This window comes from Ruegeria sp. CDSA241 (assembly GCF_059611265.1).
Genome location: NZ_JBXWPF010000005.1, coordinates 80,142 through 102,438, shown reverse-complemented (window position 1 = coordinate 102,438; position 22,297 = coordinate 80,142). Strand labels below are relative to the sequence as shown.

Annotated in this window: 20 protein-coding genes; 8 read left to right on the top strand and 12 right to left on the bottom strand. The window is 58.7% G+C overall.

The window, feature by feature from the left end; all coding sequences use genetic code 11:
- Window positions 1-23: 23 nt before the first annotated feature.
- From AC2FJV_RS06230 to AC2FJV_RS06210, 5 genes are read right to left on the bottom strand one after another with little or no spacing between them, the layout of a single operon-like run.
- On the bottom strand, window positions 24-1,955 hold the full coding sequence (locus tag AC2FJV_RS06230; protein ID WP_496713061.1) for an acetyl/propionyl/methylcrotonyl-CoA carboxylase subunit alpha: 1,932 nt from the start codon (window positions 1,953-1,955) through the stop codon (window positions 24-26).
- Between the two features lie 3 nt (window positions 1,956-1,958).
- Complete coding sequence (locus AC2FJV_RS06225; RefSeq protein WP_496713059.1) at window positions 1,959-2,384, bottom strand: ASCH domain-containing protein; 426 nt, start codon at window positions 2,382-2,384, stop codon at window positions 1,959-1,961.
- 1 nt (window position 2,385) lies between these two features.
- On the bottom strand, window positions 2,386-3,990 hold the full coding sequence (locus AC2FJV_RS06220; RefSeq protein WP_496689746.1) for a carboxyl transferase domain-containing protein: 1,605 nt from the start codon (window positions 3,988-3,990) through the stop codon (window positions 2,386-2,388).
- Window positions 3,987-4,478 (bottom strand): hypothetical protein, encoded by a 492-nt coding sequence (locus tag AC2FJV_RS06215; RefSeq protein WP_496689745.1) that lies wholly within the window; start codon window positions 4,476-4,478, stop codon window positions 3,987-3,989. Before AC2FJV_RS06215 ends, AC2FJV_RS06220 begins: the two co-directional genes overlap by 4 nt.
- Window positions 4,475-6,019, bottom strand: a complete 1,545-nt coding sequence (locus AC2FJV_RS06210; RefSeq protein ID WP_496689744.1) for an AMP-binding protein — start codon at window positions 6,017-6,019, stop codon at window positions 4,475-4,477. The genes AC2FJV_RS06215 and AC2FJV_RS06210 overlap by 4 nt, the downstream gene beginning before the upstream one ends.
- 136 nt (window positions 6,020-6,155) lie before the next feature.
- Between AC2FJV_RS06210 and AC2FJV_RS06205 the strand changes: the two genes are divergently transcribed.
- Window positions 6,156-6,761, top strand: a complete 606-nt coding sequence (locus AC2FJV_RS06205; protein ID WP_271950306.1) for an OmpW/AlkL family protein — start codon at window positions 6,156-6,158, stop codon at window positions 6,759-6,761.
- A 52-nt stretch (window positions 6,762-6,813) separates the two neighbouring features.
- On the opposite strand, the gene AC2FJV_RS06200 is transcribed toward AC2FJV_RS06205, so the two are convergent.
- Window positions 6,814-7,977 (bottom strand): isovaleryl-CoA dehydrogenase, encoded by a 1,164-nt coding sequence (locus AC2FJV_RS06200; RefSeq protein ID WP_271950212.1) that lies wholly within the window; start codon window positions 7,975-7,977, stop codon window positions 6,814-6,816.
- A 176-nt stretch (window positions 7,978-8,153) separates the two neighbouring features.
- Here AC2FJV_RS06200 and AC2FJV_RS06195 point away from each other — a divergent pair, with 176 nt between their 5' ends.
- The gene (locus tag AC2FJV_RS06195; protein ID WP_496689743.1) at window positions 8,154-9,224 is read left to right on the top strand and encodes a Hint domain-containing protein; all 1,071 of its coding nucleotides are present in this window, start codon (window positions 8,154-8,156) and stop codon (window positions 9,222-9,224) included.
- On the opposite strand, the gene AC2FJV_RS06190 is transcribed toward AC2FJV_RS06195, so the two are convergent.
- Entirely contained in the window at window positions 9,225-10,415 is a 1,191-nt protein-coding gene (locus tag AC2FJV_RS06190) for a DegT/DnrJ/EryC1/StrS family aminotransferase (protein ID WP_496713057.1), read from the bottom strand.
- A gap of 40 nt (window positions 10,416-10,455) precedes the next feature.
- Window positions 10,456-11,127: an HAD-IA family hydrolase gene (locus tag AC2FJV_RS06185; RefSeq protein WP_496713055.1), complete on the bottom strand. Its 672-nt coding sequence runs from the start codon at window positions 11,125-11,127 to the stop codon at window positions 10,456-10,458.
- Between the two features lie 134 nt (window positions 11,128-11,261).
- Between AC2FJV_RS06185 and glmU the strand changes: the two genes are divergently transcribed.
- From glmU to AC2FJV_RS06165, 4 genes are read left to right on the top strand one after another with little or no spacing between them, the layout of a single operon-like run.
- On the top strand, window positions 11,262-12,614 hold the full coding sequence (gene glmU, locus AC2FJV_RS06180; protein ID WP_496713053.1) for a bifunctional UDP-N-acetylglucosamine diphosphorylase/glucosamine-1-phosphate N-acetyltransferase GlmU: 1,353 nt from the start codon (window positions 11,262-11,264) through the stop codon (window positions 12,612-12,614).
- A gap of 3 nt (window positions 12,615-12,617) precedes the next feature.
- Window positions 12,618-14,438, top strand: a complete 1,821-nt coding sequence (glmS, locus tag AC2FJV_RS06175) for a glutamine--fructose-6-phosphate transaminase (isomerizing) (protein ID WP_142634924.1) — start codon at window positions 12,618-12,620, stop codon at window positions 14,436-14,438.
- 3 nt (window positions 14,439-14,441) lie between these two features.
- Window positions 14,442-14,987 carry a pyridoxamine 5'-phosphate oxidase family protein gene (locus tag AC2FJV_RS06170; RefSeq protein WP_496713051.1) on the top strand — a complete coding sequence of 182 codons (546 nt, stop codon included), beginning with the start codon at window positions 14,442-14,444 and terminating at the stop codon, window positions 14,985-14,987.
- On the top strand, window positions 14,984-15,673 hold the full coding sequence (locus AC2FJV_RS06165) for a DNA alkylation repair protein (RefSeq protein WP_496713049.1): 690 nt from the start codon (window positions 14,984-14,986) through the stop codon (window positions 15,671-15,673). The genes AC2FJV_RS06170 and AC2FJV_RS06165 overlap by 4 nt, the downstream gene beginning before the upstream one ends.
- On the opposite strand, the gene AC2FJV_RS06160 is transcribed toward AC2FJV_RS06165, so the two are convergent.
- Entirely contained in the window at window positions 15,661-16,077 is a 417-nt protein-coding gene (locus tag AC2FJV_RS06160; RefSeq protein ID WP_496713047.1) for a hypothetical protein, read from the bottom strand. The genes AC2FJV_RS06165 and AC2FJV_RS06160 overlap by 13 nt on opposite strands.
- 90 nt (window positions 16,078-16,167) lie before the next feature.
- Between AC2FJV_RS06160 and moaA the strand changes: the two genes are divergently transcribed.
- The gene (gene moaA / locus AC2FJV_RS06155; RefSeq protein ID WP_496713045.1) at window positions 16,168-17,175 is read left to right on the top strand and encodes a GTP 3',8-cyclase MoaA; all 1,008 of its coding nucleotides are present in this window, start codon (window positions 16,168-16,170) and stop codon (window positions 17,173-17,175) included.
- A gap of 1 nt (window position 17,176) precedes the next feature.
- Window positions 17,177-18,493: a 3-deoxy-D-manno-octulosonic acid transferase gene (locus AC2FJV_RS06150; protein WP_496713043.1), complete on the top strand. Its 1,317-nt coding sequence runs from the start codon at window positions 17,177-17,179 to the stop codon at window positions 18,491-18,493.
- 37 nt (window positions 18,494-18,530) lie between these two features.
- Here AC2FJV_RS06150 and AC2FJV_RS06145 read toward each other — a convergent pair whose 3' ends face one another.
- The 3 genes from AC2FJV_RS06145 to AC2FJV_RS06135 form a co-directional block, all read right to left on the bottom strand.
- Window positions 18,531-19,694 carry a M20 aminoacylase family protein gene (locus AC2FJV_RS06145; RefSeq protein WP_496689736.1) on the bottom strand — a complete coding sequence of 388 codons (1,164 nt, stop codon included), beginning with the start codon at window positions 19,692-19,694 and terminating at the stop codon, window positions 18,531-18,533.
- A 15-nt stretch (window positions 19,695-19,709) separates the two neighbouring features.
- Window positions 19,710-20,858, bottom strand: coding sequence for an MFS transporter (locus AC2FJV_RS06140; RefSeq protein WP_496693937.1), 1,149 nt, complete (start codon window positions 20,856-20,858; stop codon window positions 19,710-19,712).
- 68 nt (window positions 20,859-20,926) lie between these two features.
- Window positions 20,927-22,204: a DUF3422 family protein gene (locus tag AC2FJV_RS06135; RefSeq protein ID WP_142634941.1), complete on the bottom strand. Its 1,278-nt coding sequence runs from the start codon at window positions 22,202-22,204 to the stop codon at window positions 20,927-20,929.
- Window positions 22,205-22,297: the final 93 nt, after the last annotated feature.

Here is a 22,297-nt window from a genome sequence, read left to right as displayed (position 1 = left end):
ACGTTGCGGCGCAGCGGGACAGATCATTCCTCCTCCAGCCGGACCAGCGCCGCGCCGGCCTCGACCTGAGCGCCCGTTTCGGCCAGCACCTCGGCGATCACGCCATCACGGGCAGCCAGCAAGGAATGTTCCATTTTCATCGCTTCCAGAATGGCCAGTCGATCACCTTCTGAAACGGCTTGCCCTACGGTGGCGAACATGGCCTTGACCAGACCGGGCATCGGCGCCTCGACCACATTGGTATCGCCCAAGGCGCTTGCATCGCGATCCAGCGGATCGACATGCTCAAACACTTGCCCATAGTCATCGAATACTGTGATTGTCGCACCAGCCAGTGCCACGGGCGGCATCGGGCGATCATCAATGTACCAGCCTCCATTGCGCCGTTGCGCCAGAACCGTTGTGTCCTTGATCTGCCAGACCTGCCGGTCAGGTCCTTCGACCTGTACGTCTAGATCAATGAGCTCGCTATCGTACTTCAACTGGACGGCCCGGTGCAGCGGCGCCCACAGGCTGAAACCCGTGTCGGGCCCGGTCTCGACCAGATCAAGCGCCGTCATGGCTGCTGCAACAATCAAGCCCGCGCGCGCATCAGAAGTTCGGACCAGCCCGTCGATATCCCGACCGATCAGCCCGGTATCGACATCGCCCGCCACAAATCCGGGGTGCCGGGTCAGCGCGCCAAGAAACGAGAGATTCGTGACCGTCCCGGCAACCTCGGTCCGCCGAAGAACCCGGTGCAGGTTTTCCAGCGCCACTGCACGCGTCGGGCCATGCACCACGACCTTGGCAATCATCGGATCGTACCAGGGGCTGATTGTATCGCCGGACCGCACTCCGCTATCGGCGCGGCATTCCGCAGGAAAGCGCAGATGTGTCAGCGTACCTGTTGCGGGCAAAAACCCTTTGGGCACGTCCTCGGCGTAAAGCCGGGCTTCGAACGCATGCCCGTTGATCGTCAGGTCATCCTGCGTTTTTGGCAACGCCTCACCCGAGGCGACTCGCAACTGCCATTCGACCAGATCAACGCCGGTAATCGCCTCGGTCACGGGGTGTTCCACCTGCAAGCGCGTGTTCATCTCCATGAACCAGAACCGATCCGGGCGCAGCCCGTCCGATGCATCAACGATGAACTCAACCGTACCTGCGCCTTTGTAGCCAATCGCCTCGGCGGCGCGCACGCCCGCCTGCCCCATGGCCTCACGCATTTCAACCGTCATTCCGGGCGCCGGAGCTTCTTCGATCACCTTCTGGTGCCGCCGCTGCAGCGAACAATCGCGTTCGAACAGATGCACCGCCTGGGTGCCATCGCCGAACACCTGCACCTCGATATGCCGGGGCTTGGAAACGAATTTTTCGACCAGAACGGCATCGTTGCCAAAGGCGGTTTTCGCCTCTCCCCGCGCACTGTCTAGAGCCTCAGTAAAGTCTTCGGGGTGCTCTACCAGCCGCATGCCCTTGCCGCCGCCCCCCGCAACGGCCTTGATCAGCACTGGATATCCGATGGTCTGGGCCGCGCCCGCCAGATGATCAGGGTCTTGGTTATCGCCGTGATAACCCGGAACCACGGGCACGCCCGCCAGCTCCATCAACACTTTTGCCGCGTCTTTGAGGCCCATCTTGCGGATCGCATCCGCCGAGGGCCCGATAAAGATCAGACCCGCAGCCTCAACCGCGTCAACGAAACCGGGGTTTTCAGACAGAAACCCATAGCCCGGATGAATCGCCTGCGCGCCCGTATCCAGCGCTGCCTGAACGATCACATCACCCTTTAAATAGCTGTCCGCCGGGGCCGCGCCACCGATATGCACCGCCTCATCCGCCATTCGCACATGCTTGGCCGAGGCGTCCGCGTCCGAGTACACTGCAACACAGGACACACCCATTTTCTGAGCCGTTTCCATCACCCGACAGGCAATCTCGCCTCGGTTAGCAATCAGGATTTTATTGAACATGGCTTATCCCTCAACCCCGAGATCTTCGACAAGTCGGAACCGCTCGCAGAGCAATTCCATTTCGGGATCAAACCCGCCGTTTCGCTCGAAATACCGGCGGTGATCTTCGCGCCATCCTTCAAGCGCCTCATTCTCGCCCTCGGCCAGCGCGAAATCCTCGGTCACATCGCAATATCGGCAGGTCGTTACCTCATTCGTTTCGATCACCAGCGCGGGACGACCATCCCAGTCCAAAGCGATATCGCGCCGCCCAACGACCGGAGTATCCGCACTGCCTTCGGGATAGTCTCGCAAAGTACCGCAGGTCGCTGTTTTCCTTCCTGCACGCACTAAGGCCAAAAGTTCTGCGCTCAACGTTGCGTTGTCACCAAACTTGAAAGTCTGAGCACCCGGATAGCGGGCCATGACATCATTCAAAGAAACGTTCATCTTACATCCTGAACACGCCGAAACGTGTCTCCTCAATCGGGGCATTCAGGGCGGCACTCAGCGACAAGGCCAGAACATCGCGACTTTTGCGCGGGTCGATGATGCCATCATCCCATAGGCGCGCCGAGGCATAGAGTGGGTGAGATTGTTCCTCGAACATATCCAATGTTGGGCGCTTGAATTCGATCTCTTCCTCAGCCGACCAGCTGCCACCCTGCCGCTCGATCCCGTCTCGTTTGACGGTGGCCAGCACGCCCGCCGCTTGCTCGCCCCCCATTACGGAAATACGCGAGTTCGGCCAAGTCCACAGGAACCTGGGCTGATAGGCCCGCCCCGCCATGCCATAGTTCCCGGCCCCGAACGAGCCCCCGACAAGCATGGTGATCTTGGGTACCGAAGTCGTAGCAACGGCTGTCACCATCTTTGCCCCGTGCCGCGCAATGCCTTCGTTTTCGTATTTGCGGCCCACCATAAAGCCGGTGATATTTTGCAGGAAGACCAGCGGGATTTTGCGTTGCGAACACAGCTCAACAAAATGCGCGCCCTTTTGGGCGGCCTCGGAAAACAGCACGCCGTTGTTGGCGATGATCCCAACCGGGCAGCCTTTGACATGGGCAAACCCGGTCACAAGCGTCTCACCAAAGCGCGGTTTGAATTCGTCAAATCGCGAGCCATCGACAAGCCGCGCGATCACCTCGCGGATATCATAGGGCGTGCGCAGGTCGGCGGGAACAACGCCCAGAATTTCCTCGGGGTCATAAGCCGGGTCTTCGGGGCTGGCCCAATCCACGGTCTGCGGTTTGCGCAGGTTCAGAGATCCCACCGCCTGCCGCGCCAAAGCCAGCGCGTGGGCGTCGTCCTCAGCCAGGTAATCGGCCACGCCGGACAGGCGGGTATGGACGTCGCCACCGCCCAAATCCTCGGCGCTGACGACCTCTCCGGTCGCGGCCTTGACCAAAGGCGGACCGGCCAGAAAGATCGTGCCCTGATCTTTGACGATGATCGTCACATCCGACATCGCGGGCACATAGGCCCCGCCCGCCGTACACGAACCCATGACCACCGCGATCTGAGGGATTCCTTTGGCACTCATTCGGGCCTGATTATAGAAGATGCGGCCAAAGTGGTCGCGGTCGGGAAAGACCTCGTCCTGGTTGGGCAGGTTCGCCCCGCCGCTGTCAACCAGATAGATACAGGGGAGTTGGCTTTCCTCGGCAATCTCCTGCGCGCGCAGGTGTTTCTTGACCGACATCGGATAATAAGTGCCGCCCTTCACGGTGGCGTCGTTGCAAACCACCATGACCTCGCGCCCCTGCACCCGGCCAATGCCCGCAATCACACCAGCACTTGGCGCGGCATCACCATACATCCCATGCGCCGCCGTCGCGCCGATTTCCAGAAACGGGGACCCCGGGTCCAGCAGGTTCGCCACCCGACGGCGCGGCAGCATCTTGCCCCGCGATTCATGCCGCGCGCGGGATTTCTCACCTCCGCCCAGACGGGCCGCTTCGGCAGCGGCAGAGATTTGCTCCAGCGCGTCGAGATGAGCCGCGCGGTTTGCTTTGAAACCCTCAGAGGTGGGTATGGCTTTGGAATTGAGCTTCATTGGTGTTTACCCTCCAAAAGCCGTTCGGCCAATCGCAAGTTCAGCCACTTCATAGTAGCATCTAACAATAGGCATTCATTTTCAGACATGTCGGCTTCGCATTTCGTTTGAAAATCTTCGGAAGTTCGTCGCCGCGCATTCGCATAAGAGGAGCGCTTGAAACCCTTGAGGTTTGGGTTCGCTGGTAAATACCCCGAAATTTCTGCACTTCTGAGACGAATGTGCTCAATTAAAATCTCGTGGCAAATGTCCTGGTAGGAGTTTTCCTGATTATTTGTGCAATAATCCAAGGCAGATGCAACACAATCCATATCCAACGTCATTTTTGGAACAGACATCACCGTCGTTTTGCTAAGTTGCGTACACCCATCCAACCAATTTTCGACACCTATGACCGGCTCCGAAGCTTGCCCCATGCTTTCGTCCGCCTCAAGGGCCGCTGCGGAAATTAGCAGTGCAACCAACCCCGGCCAAAACATCTTACTCATGATTTCGGCCTCTTCTGCGTTTCAGTTTCCCCCGCCGCCCGCGCCTTCAATTCCTTCCGGATCACTTTCCCCGTCACAGTCATCGGCAGTTCCTCCAGAAACGCCACTTCGCGCGGGTAGGAATACTGCGCCAGACGATCCTTGACCCAATCCTGCAACTCTCGCTCCGCAACCGTGGCTCCCGGTTTCAACACGACATAGGCCTTCACGATTTCGGTCCGCAACGGATCGGGCTTGCCGACCACACCCACTGTCGCCACCGCCGGGTGGGTCAGTAGGCAATCTTCGATCTCGGCCGGACCGATGCGGTAACCGGCCGAGGTGATCACGTCATCGTCGCGACCGACGAAGCGCAGATAATCCCCCTCCCACACGCCGCGATCCCCAGTGATCAGCCAGTCGCCTCGGAACTTCTCGGCCGTGGCCTCAGGTCGATTCCAGTATTCCAGCAGCATCGAGGCCGAGCCTCGGCGGATGGCCACGTCGCCCTCTTGATCTGTGGGCTGGCCATCCTGGTCGATCACTGCAACTTCATGCCCCGGAACCGGTTTACCGATGCAACCCGGGCGCACGGGAAAATCCTGAGCGCAGGAAGACACCACCATGTTGCATTCGGTCTGGCCGTAGAATTCGTTGATCGTCAGGCCGAACGCCTGCTTCCCCCATTCCAACATCTCGGCACCTAGCGGCTCCCCTCCGGAAGCGACCGAGCGCAGACCGGGGATCGCCTGATCCGTGGCCTTGAGCATCCGCAATGCGGTAGGCGGAAAGAACACGTTCCGTACCCCGCCGCGCGCGATCACATCCGCACAGGCCTCGGGGGTGAATTTCTCGAGCCGGGCCGCGACCACCGGAATGCCCAGCGCCAGCCCTGGCATCAACACATCGAACAACCCGCCAATCCATGCCCAGTCGGCGGGCGTCCACAGACAGTCACCTTCGCGCAGATGGCTGTGGCTGATCGAGACCCCCGGCAAATGGCCGGTCAAAACCCGATGCCCATGCAGCGCGCCTTTGGCGCTGCCGGTTGTGCCGGAAGTATAGATCAGAACTGCCGGATCCTCGGGGCCGGTATCCGCAAAGGGCACCGGATCATCAGACGGAGCTATCTGATCGACCAGAACCGGTACGGCAAGATCCCCCAGCAGTGCAGCACCCTCTGCGTCTGTCAACACCAGTTGCGCCCCTGCATCCGCGACACGCGAGGCCAGCGCGTCATGTTTGAACAATTTAAACAAAGGCACCGAAATCGCGCCGATCTTCCAGATCGCAAGATGCGCCGCCGCGCAGCCGGGTGACTGACTGAGCAGTACTCCAACGCGATCCCCAGGCCGCACCCGATCGAGCAAGGCGTGTGCGATGTCATCGGCCAAGCGTCCGAGTTGTGCAAACGAGACGACCTTGCCCTCACCCCCGGTCAGGTCGATGATCGCCGTCTGCTCTGGGGGTTGTTCCAAGCATTGCCGCGCCATGTTCAACCGGTCCGGCAGGTCCCAGCCCCCACCCTGATGCAAACCAGGTATGCCTTCAGCGGGACACATTACCGAAACCCTTTGTTTTTATAGGTTTTTCCTGAATCGAGCCACCAAAGACGGTCACGGGAATTTGATGCAGATCAGAGTCGGCGGGCTTTGCTTCATGCAAAACCCGGTCATCAACAAATCCAAAGGCCGTAAAATGACCAAGAAACTCGCCGCTTTGACCCTTTCGACCGCGCTCGTCGCGTTTGCTGCGCCCGTTTTCGCCCAAAATCAGGGCGACTGGACCGTTGGTGTCGGTGTCGGCTATCTCGACCCGAAATCCGACAATGGATCCCTCGCCGGGCTGGATGCAGATGTCGATTCCGACACACGCCCGATCTTTACTGCCGAGTATTTCGTTCGGGATAATCTGGGTATCGAGCTGCTGGCCGCCACACCGTTCAGCCATGAGGTCACACTGGGTGGCAGCCTCGACGCAGGGACCGTCAAACACCTGCCGCCCACATTGTCGCTGAACTATCACTTCCCGACCAACTCGGTCTGGAAACCCTATGTCGGCGCGGGCATCAATTATACCATCTTCTTCGACGAAAAATCGGCCCTGGGTGATCTCGAGCTCGACAACTCGGTCGGCCTCGCACTGCAGGCCGGTCTGGACTATATGGTCACCGAAAAAGGCGCTGTTCGTCTGAACGTTCGCTGGTTCGATATCGACTCGGACGTCAAACTGAACGGCACCGATATCGGCACCGCTGAAATCGATCCTTGGCTGGTCGGCGTATCCTACGTTCACCGCTTCTGATCCTTTACACAGAACGCCCTGCCGTTACCTCGTCGGCGGGGCGTTTTTTTGCTCAGAGCATTTCGTTCATCAGTTCCCGTCCGATCAGCATCCGGCGGATTTCGCTGGTACCGGCGCCGATTTCCATCAGCTTGGCGTCGCGGAATATGCGGCTGACCGGCGAATCCGACAGGAACCCCGCGCCGCCCATAGCCTGAACTGCCTGATGGGCCTGCGTCATGGCCTGTTCCGAAGCATACAGACAGCACGCTGCCGCATCTTGCCGGGTCACATCCCCGCGGTCACAGGCCTTGGCGACCTCGTAGACATAAGCCCGGGCTGAATTCATGGCCGTGTACATGTCAGCAATCTTGCCTTGCATCAGCTGAAAGCTGCCAATCGGTTTGCCGAACTGCTTGCGCTCGGCCAAATACGGCATGACTTCGTCCAGACAGGCGGCCATGATTCCAGTTCCGATCCCGGCGAGCACAACGCGTTCGTAATCCAGCCCTGACATCAGAACCGCGACACCTTTACCCTCTTCGCCCAGAACATTTTCAAAGGGCACCTCGACGTCATCAAAAATCAATTCCGCCGTGTTTGATCCGCGCATGCCCAGCTTGTCGAAATGGGGCGAGGTCGAAAAGCCCGTCATCTCTTTTTCGACCAGAAAGGCGGTGATCCCTTTGGATCCAGCATCAGGATCCGTCTTGGCGTAAACGACCAGAGTATCCGCGTCCGGCCCGTTCGTGATCCAGTATTTGCTTCCGTTCAGCCGGTAGTGATCATTGCGCTTTTCCGCCTTCAGCTTCATCGAAACGACGTCTGATCCGGCGGACGCCTCAGACATGGCCAGCGCGCCCACATGTTCGCCGGAAATCAACCGAGGCAGATATTTCGCCTTTTGCTCGGGGCTGCCGTTCAGCTTGATCTGATTGACGCACAGGTTTGAATGCGCCCCGTATGACAATGAGATTGAGGCAGAGGCCCGCGCCACTTCTTCAACCGCGACGGTATGGGCCAGATAGGACATGGCCGCGCCACCATATTCCTCGGGCACTGTAATTCCTAGCAGGCCCAACTCACCCATCTCGCGCCAAAGTTCATTGGGAAACGCGTTCGAGGCATCGACCTTCGCGGCCATCGGCTTCACCCGCTCTTGCGCCCAGCGATGCACCATTTCACGCAGTGCGTTCACATCTTCACCCAGATCGAATTGCATGGCCGCCGTGAACATCGAACCCTCCCAGTAAATGAACGATTGTTCAAATAATCTGCCATGACCATGAACCCGGGTCAAGCGCTGACCGAAAAAGGTTCACCCGCGAGCCGATCCGGAGCGTCACAAATTCACCATACTCGACGATTAGATCGCCTAAGCCGTTAAGTTTTTTTGCTTCAAGGATTCTGCGAATGGCCCCAACCAATGTCATCGTAAATGGTACTTTTAATAGCGGTTCCGCAAATTGGTCTGGTACGGATATCGAAGCTGACCACACTGAGGGTGCCTATCTCGGGAATGGTTCATCGAATCGTGTGGCCGAAATGGATGGCAACGCAAGCCAAGTCACGGTGATGGAGCAAACCTTTACGCTGGATGACCCCAAATCCGGCGAGCTTAGCCTGGATTCCGCACTTAGGACGGCATCTAACTCAAATGCAGGCAGCGAAGGATTTACAGTCGAGATTCTGGACAGCAACGGCGTCGTTATCGCCTCGATGACCGTTCTGCCGACTGCGAACAGCTTTTCCACATTCACCATGCAGGTCGATTTCCCTTCCGCCGGTGACTATACCCTGCGCCTTACCGAACTTGGCCTTAATGATAGCCTTGGCGCCATTGTCGATAACATCGAGTTACTGGTGTGTTTTTGTCAGGGCACCCTGATCGAGACGGAACTCGGGGAACATCCCGTTGAAACCTTGCGTGAAGGTGATCTTGTGCTGACCCGATCGGGGCTGAAACCTGTCAGATGGATCGGACAGCGGCATCTTTCGGCAACCGATCTGGCAATCAATCCAAACCTGAAACCGGTTCGAATCGCGAAATCCGCATTAGGGGACGGTTTGCCGAAACAGGATCTTCTGGTTTCCCGGCAGCACAGAATGCAAATCTCTTCGGCGGTGGCGCAGCGCATGTTCGGATCGCCGGATGTGCTGGTCGCGGCCATCAAGCTGTCGGAATTGCCGGGAATCGAGATAGACAACAGCCTTGATCAGGTTGTGTATTACCACCTGCTGTTCGACAATCACGAAATCGTTTTTGCAAATGGCGCCCCGAGCGAAAGCCTGTTGCTGACCGACACGTCGCTGGCATCCGTTACGGCGCAGGCCCGCGAAGAAATCCAAATGATCCTTCCAAATCTGCTGGAAGCCCAGAATACAGTGCCGTCTTATCCGATCCCTGAAAATCGGCTGCAAAAACGACTGGTCGAGCGGCTGCGGAAGAACCAAAAATCCCCGCTCGAATCACAGGAAATGTGATCAGGATTGGAACACCGCGCCGACCTCGGAGCGAATGATCCGTGCGATCAACCGGCAATCATCCAGTGAAAAAGTCAATGGCACCCGCATATCCATGATCCCGGTCAAAATGCGGTCACTCGCAGGCAGAGGCGCGCTTTCCACATATCGCCAACTGTCATAGCGCGAAGTAAACCCGGTGGGCTCTGCTCCGCCGAACCATTTCAGATCCACACCACGCGCCGCGCAGCGCTGCATCACAAGAGCAATCCGTTCGGGTGACCAGTCCAGCAGCAAGAACTGAATCGACGAGCCCACATAAGTTTCCGCCTCGGGCCGTTCGACAATGGTAAGTCCCGGCGTGCCGCGCAGCCCTTTTTCGATCTCGACATAGCGCTCATTCCACCGGTCAATCTGTTGTTCCAGATTGCGAAGCTGCGGCCTAAGGATCGCGGCCCTCAAATTGTCCATGCGCCCTGAGACATTGGGCGTGGTGTACTTGATCCGCTCGAACACCTCCGGGCCCGGCGCTGCAAGGTGGCGCTCATACAGCATGTAGGATCCTGAAAGGACCGTCGCCTTGGCAGCCAGTTCCTCGTCATCGGTAATCAACAACCCGCCTTCACCGGAATTTATGTGCTTGTAGGTCTGGCAGGAATAACACCCGATAACGCCCTGCCGTCCGGATTTTTGCCCGCGCCATGCGGCGCCCATCGTGTGCGCGCAATCTTCGATCACGGCCACACCGGCGGCATCGCAGATTTGCATCAACCGATCCATGTCGCACAGATGCCCACGCATATGGCTGAGCATCAGCACATCAGACTGATCCAGTTTGCTTTCGAGATCATCCAGATCAATCGTCAGCGCTTCGGTCACACCGACAAATACCGGCTTGGCTCCGATCGAGGCAATCGCCCCCGGCACCGGCGCCAGGGTGAAAGCGTTGGTCAGAACCGTATCTCCGGGCTGCACCCCTATGGCGCGCAATGCTGTCGCCAGTGCATAGCCGCCCGAGGAGACCGCCAGACAGTATTTTGCACCGGTCTGCGCGGCAAATTCCTGTTCTAACAGGGCGGTCTCGGCCAGTTCGCCGGGCGACACGTTATATCTGTGCAGCCGGCCATGACGCAAAACGGCCAGAGCCGCCTCGATCGCCTCATCCGGGATTGGTTCCTGCTGGGTGAAATTGCCAGTAAACTTATCAGTCATCTTTTCGCTCTTGAGGCCGCGATGGGCCGGGGTCAAGGGGTCAGGCTGCAGCTCCGACCAAATCAAAAACAAGTTTCGGCAGGTCATCAAAATGATGTAACAGCGCTTCGGGTTTCAGCGCAGCCATGTCGTCGCCAGATGGCCCGAATGTTACAAGCACCGAAGGTACACCTGCAGCACGCGCCGTATTCCGGTCGGTGTCGGAATCCCCGATCAGAACGCACAGATCCGGGTGCCCACCTGCCCGGCGGGCAGCTTCACGCAGGGGCTCCGGATCGGGTTTGCGAACCGGCAAAGTATCCGCACCGACGAGTGAGCCGAACCGGTCGCGCGCACCCATTTGGGTCAGCAGCTGATGTGCCAGAGCCTCGGGTTTATTAGTGCAGATACCAACGCCATAGCCGGCCTCTTTCAACTTTCCAACCGCGTCCAGAGCGCCTGGATAAAACCGGGTATGGGTGTCAATCGCCTCCGAGTACGCCTCTAAAAGCATCGGGTAATAAGCGTGAACAGCCTGCTCGTCATAGGCCCCAACCCGCTTCAAACCGTGGGTCAGCATCATCCGCCCACCACGCAAAGCGATGCCAGCATCCTGCCCGTGGACCAGCACATCGCCGTGCCCCATATCGCGAAAACAATGGTTTGCGGCCTCCAGCAAATCCCCGGAAGTATCCGCCAGTGTCCCGTCCAGATCAAAGATGACTGTTCGCATTACGCCTCCTGCCTCGGCGGGTTTTCGCCACGTCTTGTTGCAAACGGCAATCTAGTTTGATGGCTGAACCGCTTGCGACTTTACCCTCAGCGGATAAAACGGACTGCAACAAAACACAAAGAGAAAACGATTTCATGAGTACCGCCCTTGTCATCCTTGCTGCCGGTAAAGGCACCAGGATGAATTCGGATATCCCGAAAGTCCTGCACCCGATTGCTCAGGCGCCTATGCTGGTCCATGCCATGCGCGCTGGTGCTGTTCTGTCGCCCGAGCGGACCGTCATTGTCACCGGGCACGGGTCCGAAGCCGTTGCCAAAGCAACCCTGGCCGAGGACGAGACCGCACAAATCGCCATTCAGGCCGAACAGCTGGGCACCGCCCATGCTGTCGCACAGGCGCGCGAAGCGCTGCAGGGTTTCAACGGCGACGTGGTTGTTCTGTACGGGGACACGCCCTTTTTGCAACCCGATACGTTGGAACGTATGATCGAAGCGCGGGCCAAGAACGATCTGGTTATTCTGGGTTTTGAGGCCGCAGATCCTGCACGCTATGGCCGGTTGGTCATGAACGGACAGGCCCTTGAACGCATCGTCGAATACAAAGACGCCTCGGATAATGAGCGCGATATAACACTTTGTAATTCTGGCCTTTTGGCCTGTGACGCTGAATTGCTGTTTTCGCTGATCGACGACGTCGGCAATGACAATGCCGCCGGTGAATACTACCTGCCGGATGTCGTGGCAATCGCCCGATCCCGTGGCCTGAATGTCACCGCAGTCGCCTGTGACGAGGCACAAACGCTGGGTGTGAACTCGCGCGTTGACCTGGCCGCTGCGGATGCGGTTTTTCAGGCCCGTGCCCGCGCCGATCTGCTGGATCTGGGGGTCACGCTGATGGCGCCGGAAACCGTTTATCTGGCCGCCGACACCGTCATTGGCCGCGACACAGTGATAGAACCCAATGTGGTCTTTGGCCCCGGTGTCACGGTGGAAAGCGGCGCGACGATCCGGGCATTTTCTCATCTTGAGGGCTGCCATGTCAGCCGCGGCGCCATCGTCGGCCCCTATGCCCGCCTGCGCCCCGGCGCTGAGCTGGCAGAAAACACCCGCGTCGGCAATTTTGTCGAGATCAAGAATGCTGAGATCGCCGAAGGCGCGAAGGTCAACCATCTCAGCTATATCGGGGACGCAACGGTTGGGGCGGCGACGAATATCGGCGCGGGTACGATCACTTGCAATTACGATGGCGTAATGAAGCACCAAACAACCATCGGCCAGAACGTCTTTGTCGGATCGAACACCATGTTGGTGGCACCTGTCACCATTGGTGACGGCGCGATGACGGCCACCGGAACCGTGGTGACGCGCGATGTGGAAGCGGATGCTTTGGCCGTTGCGCGCGCCAAGCAGGACAACAAGCCCGGTTATGCGCGTAAATTGTTTGACATGTTGACGGCGAAGAAGGCTCGTCGCGACAAAGGAGCCTGACAGATGTGTGGGATTGTAGGCGTATTGGGCAAGCACGAAGCTGCCCCCATCCTGGTCGAGGCCCTAAAACGGCTGGAATACAGGGGGTATGACAGTGCAGGCATTGCTACGGTCAATGGCGGATCCCTGGGTCGGCGTCGGGCTGTAGGCAAGCTGGTAAACCTCAGCGACCTGCTGGTGCATGACCCGCTTCCCGGTAAATCCGGTATCGGCCATACCCGCTGGGCCACCCATGGCGCGCCGACAGTTTCGAATGCGCATCCCCACCGGGCCGGGCCGGTTGCCGTTGTTCACAACGGCATCGTTGAAAACTATCGAGAGCTGCGGACAGAGCTGGCGGAACACGGGATCGGGTTCGAAACCGAAACCGATACGGAAACCGTCGCCCTGATGGCTGAACATTACCTCAAATCAGGGCTGCCCCCGGTTGAAGCCGCCTATAAAACCATCGACCGGCTGGTCGGCGCATTTGCCCTGGCCTTTCTGTTTGACGGCGAAGATGACCTGATCGTGGCCGCGCGCAAAGGCTCGCCACTGGCAATCGGGCACGGGGACGGAGAGATGTTTGTCGGCTCGGACGCCATCGCGCTAGCGCCGCTGACGGATCGCATCACCTATCTGGAAGAAGGTGACCGTGCGGTTGTGACCCGCACATCGCTGGAAATCCGCAACGAAGCAGGTGAGCTTGCCAATCGCGAAACCCGCAAGATCAAAGTGGATCACAGCCGCGCCGACAAGGCCGGGCACAAGCATTTCATGGCCAAGGAAATCGCGGAACAGCCGATTGTGGTTGCCGAGGCGATCCGGTCCTACCTGCCCTCTGCCGGGGATCAGGTCGTTCTGCCGGGGGATCTGGATTTCACCAAGCTGGACCGTCTGACGATGGTCGCTTGCGGGACTGCTTTCTACGCCTGTTTGACCGCCAAATACTGGTTCGAGCAACTTGCCAGAATACCGGTCGAAGTCGATATCGCCAGCGAATTTCGCTATCGTGAACCTCCGATCCCGGAACGCACTATGGCGCTGTTTGTTAGCCAATCGGGTGAAACCGCCGACACGCTGGCCGCCCTGCGGTATTGCGACGGCAAAGCGGACAAGGTCGTCTCAGTCGTCAATGTTCCAGAAAGCTCGATCGCACGTGAAAGCGACATCGCCCTGCCGATCCATGCCGGGGTTGAGATAGGCGTCGCCTCGACCAAAGCCTTCACCTGTCAGCTGAGCGTGTTGCTGATGCTGGCGCTCAAGGCTGCCGCGGACCGTGGCACGTTGAGCGACGAGGAACTTGCCGATCACGCCGCCGCGTTGCGCGGGCTGCCTTCGGTGCTGAACACCGCGTTGGATCAGAACCGGGCCATCAGGAAATCCGCCCAGCGCTTGTCCGAGGCGCGCGATGTTCTGTTTCTGGGACGCGGCCTGATGTACCCGCTGGCGATGGAAGGGGCGCTGAAACTCAAGGAAATCAGCTATATCCATGCCGAAGGTTATGCTTCGGGTGAGCTAAAGCACGGCCCCATTGCCCTGATTGACAAACACATGCCTGTGGTGGTTCTGGCCCCGCGCGACACGGTGTTCGACAAAACCGTGTCGAATATGCAAGAGGTCATGGCACGCAAGGGTAAAGTCATCCTGGTGTCCGATGATGACGGCATCGCCGAGGCGGAAGACGGGGTCTGGAGCACGATCCGCATGCCGCATGTGCACCCCAGCCTTGCGCCGATCCTCTATTCGGTGCCCGCTCAGTTGCTGGCCTATCATACGGCGGTGGCCAAGGGCACGGATGTGGACCAGCCGCGCAATCTGGCGAAATCCGTAACGGTGGAGTGACGCATGTCCAAACAATTTCCGGCGCTGGATGACGCCCATTGCAAGTTTATCGAGGATCAGCATCTGTTCTTCGTCGGCACCGCCGGACATGAAGGACGGGTCAATATCTCTCCCAAAGGGATGGACTCGCTGCGGGTACTGGGGCCCAATCGGATTGTCTGGATGAACCTGACCGGCAGTGGCAATGAAACCGCCGGGCATTTGCTGGAGGTCAATCGCATGACCCTCATGTGGAGTTCTTTCACCACACGCCCGCTGATCCTGCGGACCTATGGCACCGCGCGTACATTGCATGCCGGGGACAAGGGCTGGGACGCGTTGGCCGGGCTGTTTCCCGACCACCGCAGCGCCCGCCAGATCTATGACCTTGCGATTGACATGGTTCAGACCTCTTGCGGATATGCCGTACCGTTCATGGAATACCAGTCCGAACGGGACACGATGCAGAAATGGGTCGACGGTAAGTCCGATGACGATATCCGCGATTATTGGGTTGAGCGGAACCATCAGACGATCGACGGCAAGCCAACACGCGCTGCGGACCTATGACGCCCGTCACCTATCTTGACCAGATCCGGGCCCATGCCGACCCAGAGCGCGCCGTGCAGATGGCGGCTTATCACAAGGTCGAACGCCTCTATCTGGGCGTTGCAAATCCGGTTCTGAACGACCTGAGCAAACTATGGCGACAGGAACTGGACGTTGCTGCGCGGGTGGATCTGGCTGACGCCCTCTGGCAGACCGATATCCATGAGGGCCGTCTGGCCGCAGCCAAGTTGCTAACCCAAGCCCGTATCCGCCCCGATGAGGCTGCTTGGGACCTGCTGCAAAGCTGGTTACCAGATTTCGACGCCTGGGCGGTGGCAGATCACGCCTGTATGGCGATGCAGAAACGCTTGTCTGCGGACCCGGCGCGGTTGGAACAGGTCGAAAGCTGGACAGCGTCAGACCACATGTGGACACGGCGCGCCGCGCTGGTGGCCACCCTGCCCTGGACCAAGCAGAACCACCCCAAGCCAGAAGACCTGAACCGGCGCGACCGTATTCTTGGCTGGGCAGCGGGCTATGTGCCCGACCGTGACTGGTTCATCCAGAAAGCAATCGCATGGTGGCTGCGCGAGCTGTCGAAACATGACGCGGACCGAGTGGTTAACTTTCTGCGCGACCATAGTGCGGCCATGAAGCCCTTTGCCCGGCGTGAAGCAGGCAAATATCTGAAAGGTCAGTTGGAATAAACTTCCAGCTCGACAAGTTCGTCATAAGGCAAAAGCAGCGCCCGCATTGCATCCAGCGACAGCCTGCTGCCGCCGCTTTCGGGCCCACGGGCCGGGACCAGCGTGATATAGGCCTGCGCCCCTGTTCTGGGCACAACAACACGTCCTGTGAACTCTGTCTCGACCAAAGGCGTTTCCATCCAGCGTCCCGGCGTTGTCGGATCACCCAAGCTGGCAATGGTGGTCTTGGCGCCAACCCAACCAGCGGCGGTTGCGGGGACCGGAACGGATTCGGTGACGTCAGTTTCCGCGGCGACCTCTGGTTCAGCCGCAGGTTTGTCGCGACCGAAAACCCGATCAGTTGTCGAGCGGACAGTGTCACAGCCCGCAACAAGGATACAAATGGTCAGCAGAGTGTATTTCATGGCCTGAACTTAGCCCCCCTCACAGGACTGTGCCAGCACAAAGCACAGTTCAGGCTTGTCCCAGGCCAGTCGCCGCTTTACGTATGACTCATGACAGCTCCGCTTATCGACCCGTTCGCACGTGCCATCACCTATCTCCGCGTCTCCGTTACGGATCGCTGTGATTTTCGCTGTGTTTACTGCATGTCCGAAGACATGAAGTTCCTGCCGAAAAAGGATCTGCTGACGCTGGAAGAGCTGGACCGTATGTGCACGACCTTCGTGAAGATGGGCATGGAAAAGCTGCGCATCACCGGGGGCGAGCCGCTGGTCCGCCGAAACATCATGTCATTCTTCAATGCCATGACCCGGCATCTGGACAGCGGCGCGTTGAAAGAGCTGACGCTGACAACCAATGGCTCACAACTGCATCGCTTTGCTGACGATCTCTATGCGGCGGGCGTGCGCCGGGTGAATGTGTCGCTGGACACGTTGGATGATGAGAAATTCAGCCAGATCACCCGTTGGGGCCGGTTGAAACAGGTTCTGAACGGAATTGATACTGCCCAAAAGGCTGGCCTGCGGGTCAAGATCAACGCTGTGGCCCTGAAGGGGTTCAACGAGGCCGAACTTCCAACAATCACCCAATGGTGCGCTGAGCGCGACATGGATCTGACCTGGATCGAGGTGATGCCGATGGGCGATATCGGGAACGAGAACCGTCTGGATCAGTACTGGTCGCTCAAGGATGTCCGCAAGGAATATGAAAGCCACTATACCGTCTCCGATCTGGCAGAACGCACTGGTGGACCAGCGCGATATGCGCGGCTTGAAGAAACGGGCCAGAAGATCGGCTTTATCACACCGCTGTCGCATAATTTCTGCGAAAGCTGCAATCGCGTCCGCCTGACCTGTACGGGTGAGCTGTATATGTGTCTGGGGCAAGAGGATATGGCCGATCTGCGTGCCCCCCTGCGAGATCATCTCGATACCGAGGCGCCGCTGGAACAGGCCATCCGCGCGGCGATAAATCTTAAGCCCAAAGGCCACGACTTCGACTATTCCCGCCAGGCGGTCGATGGCAAGATGAGCCGCCACATGAGCCATACGGGCGGCTGACATGACCGCCCCCTCTGGCCAGCCGACGCTGCTTTACCGTTTGTATTGCAGCCTGACCGCCGTTGCTGCACCTTTGGCTTGGCGCACCGTGCGCAAGAAACTCCTGGCGGCAGATGTCCCGACAATTCGCCAGCATGAAAGGCTCGGCCATGCCAGCCTACCACGCCCCAAGGGCCGATTGATCTGGTTCCACGCTGCAAGTGTGGGAGAAACCCTGTCGGTCATCAGCCTGATCAAACGGCTGGGTGAACGCCTGCCGGATGCCCAGTTCCTGGTTACCTCGGGCACCCCAACTTCGGCGGCGCTGATCGAAAAACGGATGCCACCCCGTACGCGACACCAGTATCCGCCGCTGGACACCGCAGGGCCGGTCCGGCGATTTCTGGATCACTGGCGCCCCGAAGCCGGAGTATTTGTCGAAAGCGAAATCTGGCCACGCCTGATCGTTGACGCGGCTGGACGGGGAATCCCTCTGGCCCTGTTGAATGCGCGCCTTTCAGATAAATCCGTCGAAAGTTGGAAAAAACGTCCACAAACCGCACGATTCATTTTGGACAATTTCAGCCTGTTCCTGACCCAGAATGGCAAAACCGCCGCTAATCTGGTGGACATGGGGGCTGTGGCGGACCGCGTGCAACCGGGAACCAACCTCAAAGCGATGTCCGATCCGCTTCCGGTCGATAATTCTGTGTTGGAAGATATTCAGACCCAGATTGCAGGGCGTCCTGTGTGGATCGCCAGCTCGACCCATGCCGGAGAAGAAGAAATCGTTCTGGCTGCCCATGCAAAATTGCTGGAACGTTGGCCCGACCTGCTGCTGTTGTTGATCCCGCGCCACCCCGAACGCAGACAGGATGTGGCCGCGCTGTTGAAACAGGCCGGTCAATCCGCAGTTTTCCGAACATCGGAGGGGCGGATCGAAACTGAAACACAGGTCTATGTTGCCGACACACTGGGCGAGACGGGCACGTGGTATGCGCTGTGCCCAATCGTATTTCTGGGCGGTTCGCTGCACGAGATCGGCGGCCATAACCCGTTCGAACCCGCGCAGGCTGGGGCGGCGGTAATAACCGGTCCCGGATACTTCAACTTTGCCGAAACCTTCGCGCCGCTCATCGAAACCGGTGGCGCGATTGAGGTGAACTCTGCGCAAGACCTGACAAACGCGGTCACGATTTGGCTCACCGATCAGGCCGCGCTGAATGCAGCGCGCGCTGCCGCGAAATCCTGCGTCAACACGCAGAAATCCGCGCTCGATTCCATTGTCGAGACACTGTGCGCCCGGTTGAAACTGGAGACCAAACCTTCATCTGGCTAAGGGCATTAGGGGCAGCGCAGGTGCCTACCCCTTGGGGTCAAGCCGCTGGCATCCTTTGCTCCACGATTTCGGCCCACCAGCTGCATCCCGCGGGGATGGCTTCATCGTTGAAGTTATATTCGGGATGGTGAACTGCTGCGGTGTCCCCATTACCCACCAGAATATAAGCGCCGGGGCGTTCTTCGAGCATAAAGGCGAAATCCTCGCCGCCCATGATTAGCGGGGCCTGGTCACAATCGCCCGAGACGGACCGCGCCACCCGCGCTGCGAAATCGGTTTGATCATCACTGTTCACCATCACCGGGTAGCCCCGGTAATAGGTCACCTCAACCGCTCCTCCAAATGTGGCGGCCACTCCGGTGCAGATCTCGGTCACGCGCTTTTCGGCCATATCCCGCATGTCCCGGCTCATTGTACGGACCGTACCGCGCAGCTTTACAGTCTGAGGGATCACGTTGAATGCGGTTGAAGAGGTCTCAAACGAAGTCACCGACACAACCACCTGATCCACCGGATCGGCATTCCGGGAAGCGATGGTCTGCAATGCCAGAACCGCCTGCGCCGCCATAACGGTTGTGTCCACGGTTTCGTGGGGTTTGGCTGCGTGACCGCCCTTGCCCTCGAACACAATGTCGAACTGATCGGTTGCCGCGAAAAACGCGCCGGGACGGATGGCGAAACTGCCCACCGGACGTCCGGGCCAGTTGTGCATTCCGTATACTTCCTGAATGCCCCAGCGATCCATCATCCCGTCTTCACACATCTCACGACCACCGCCGCCGCCTTCTTCGGCAGGTTGGAAAATGACCACCACTGTCCCGTCAAAATTCCGCGTTTCCGAAAGGTATTTCGCCGCCCCCAACAACATCGCAGTATGACCATCATGGCCGCAGGCGTGCATCGCCCCATCGGTATTCGAGGCATAGTCCAATCCGGTCGCCTCATGGATCGGCAGCGCATCCATATCGGCACGCAAACCGATAACCTTGCCGCCCGTGTCCGCCTTGCCCTTGATCACACCCACCACGCCCGTTCGGCCAATTCCGGTGACCACCTCATCGCAGCCGAACTCTTTCAGCTTTTCCGCCACCAGCGCACTGGTGCGATGGGTTTCAAACAGGATCTCTGGATTTTGGTGGATATCACGCCGCCATTCCGTGATTTCACTCTGCAGTTCTGCGAAGCGGTTTTTGATCGGCATGTGTATCTCCCAAAATCATCGTTCGTCGCTGTCACCGGGACGCAACGCGCCTGACAACAGGACAATGAAAACAGCCAGCGGCAGCAAGGCCATGAATGCAAGACGCAATGTAAGCATCTCTGCCAGAAACCCAATAAGGGGCGGGCCAATCAACAACCCGCCATACCCTAATGTGGCCACGCTGGCGATGGCTTGACCAGGCGGGACATGCGGATCATTTGCCGCCCTGCTGAACGCAAGCGGCATGATCACTGCATATCCAAGCCCCATCAGTCCAAACCCAACCAGAGCAATCCCGGCATCATAGGCCGATACCACAGCCAGCACCCCCAAAGCGGCGCATACCCCTCCGAAACGGGCCGTCGCGGTTGGTCCGAACCGCGCGATCACGACACCACCCACCAGACGGAACGCGACCATTGTCACCGAAAAGACGGCATATCCCAGCGCCGCGACGCTTTCGGGTGCACCGGTCACATCCCGCAGGAAAATCGCGCTCCAGTCCGCGACGGCCCCTTCACCCAATGCCCCGCACAGGGCAATAAACCCGACAAGTATCAACGCACCCGACGGAAGTGCAAATATCGCCCCGCCCGAGGGCGCAACGCGGCGTGAATTCCACTGCACACGGGACAGAGCCAGTGTCAGCCCAACTACGATGCCACCGGCCAGCAAAAAGTGCTGTGTCACCGTCAGGCCCATCTGTATCGCACCAAATCCGCTCAGCGCTCCCAGACCGGCCCCCAGGCTCCACATCGCGTGAAAAGACGACATAACGGGCCTGTCATAAGCGCGCTCAACCTCTGCTGCCCAGGCGTTCATCGCCACATCCATTGAGCCGTGGAAGGCCCCGAATACGAACAGGAAAAACGCCAATGCCCAAAAGCTTCCGGCAAAGGCCAGCAAGATAAGGGATGCGGTATAAAGAATGGCGATGATCCGTGTGATCACCACAGCCCCGAACCGATCTGTCAGACGTCCGGTAACCGGGAACGAACACACAGCCCCAGCCGCCATGAACAGCAAGCCATAGCCAAGCGCTTCGTGCGATAGGTCCAGGTGATCCCTGACTGCGGGAATACGCGAGGCCCAGATCCCGAACAAAGCGCCGTTCAAAATGAACATGGCCGCCACGGCCCGCCAAGCGGCCATAATTCCGATCACGTATTTTCCTTTGCTCCGCGCCCGCCCCTGTCAGTTCTACAGCCTAGGGAAGTTTTAGCAAACGCGGATTAGGCCAACCGCTTTCGTATATGCCTGATACCCAGCCAGACACACAGGACAACCGGCAAGGTTGCCGCCGCGGTCAGCATCCCCTTGCTGATCCCGGTGGCGGTCAACGGGTACAACAGATAGCTGGCCAGTGAGACCGCATAATAGCTAATCGCCACCACGGAAAGCCCCTCGACTGTGTGCTGCAACCTCAGGGCCAGATCAGCACGGCGGTCCATACTTTCCAGCAATGCCTGATTCTGGGCGCTGCGTTCCACATCTACCCGGGTCCGCAGCAACTCACCCCCCCGGATCGCCCGGTCGGACAAGGTCTGCAGCCGACTTTCCGTGGCTTTAACAGTACGAATTGCGGGCTCATACCTGCGCATCATGAAATCGGCAAAGGACTGACGGCCCTCGAACCTTTCCTCGCGCAATACTTCGATCCGTTGGTTCACGATGGCTTCATAGGCCCCGGTAGCCCCAAAGCGAAATGCGCATCGGGCAGAAAGCGTTTCCAATTCGATGGATGTAGACAGCAGATCCGGCAGTAGTTCGTCAGGATGCGCCGAGTTATCTGTCATCTGCCCCATAAGCCGGGTCAGCTTTCCATCCAGCTCTCCGATTTTCGGCATCAGTTGCTTGATGCGAGCAAAGCCCAACATGGACATGGCCTTGTAGGTTTCGATCTCGCACAGGCGCTGGATGATGCGTCCGGTTCGGCGCTGTCCTGTTCCCTTGGTCACGAAGAGCGCGAACCGCATATGCCCAGCCGGATCAATCCGAAAGTCACTGGCACAAATCGCAGCATCATCCAGCACGCGCGCAACCGCAAGGCTTTCGGGTTCGAACCATTCGGCCAGCGCGGCTTTTACCGCCTCATCATCTGGTCTTTCGGTCACCCGAACCATGGCCGAGGTTATCCTCTGGCCCGGGCTGGCCATCAGCCAATCAGGTGGGAAAGCCTCAAAATCAGCGGGGTTGAAGGCCCGGTCACTGACATTCCGGGTGATCGCCGTATAGGTCACAAATTCCGTGTGCTGCTCCCACTTGAGCCAGTGACGCCCGATCTGACCAGCGTAATGCGTCGCGTCCGGCTGCGGGTGCTGCGCACCGTGACGGTCCAGAAGATTGACCAGATGGGCAATGTCTTCGCTCCGGTCCCGCGCAACCGCCGCCACGGGTTTCTTGATGGCCAAAAACGCAACGGTGCATGGCGTCGAGGCCACGGGAAACGGGCGCGCATGCAGCTCGTTGGCCAGCGAATAGCGCAATGGATGATCGTCGATCGGCGTCATTGAATGCTCCGGCGTTGTCCGGCGCACTATACGACAGTTCAAAAATACATCAATTATCTTTTTATTTCAATAGCTTACATGGATACTACGGTA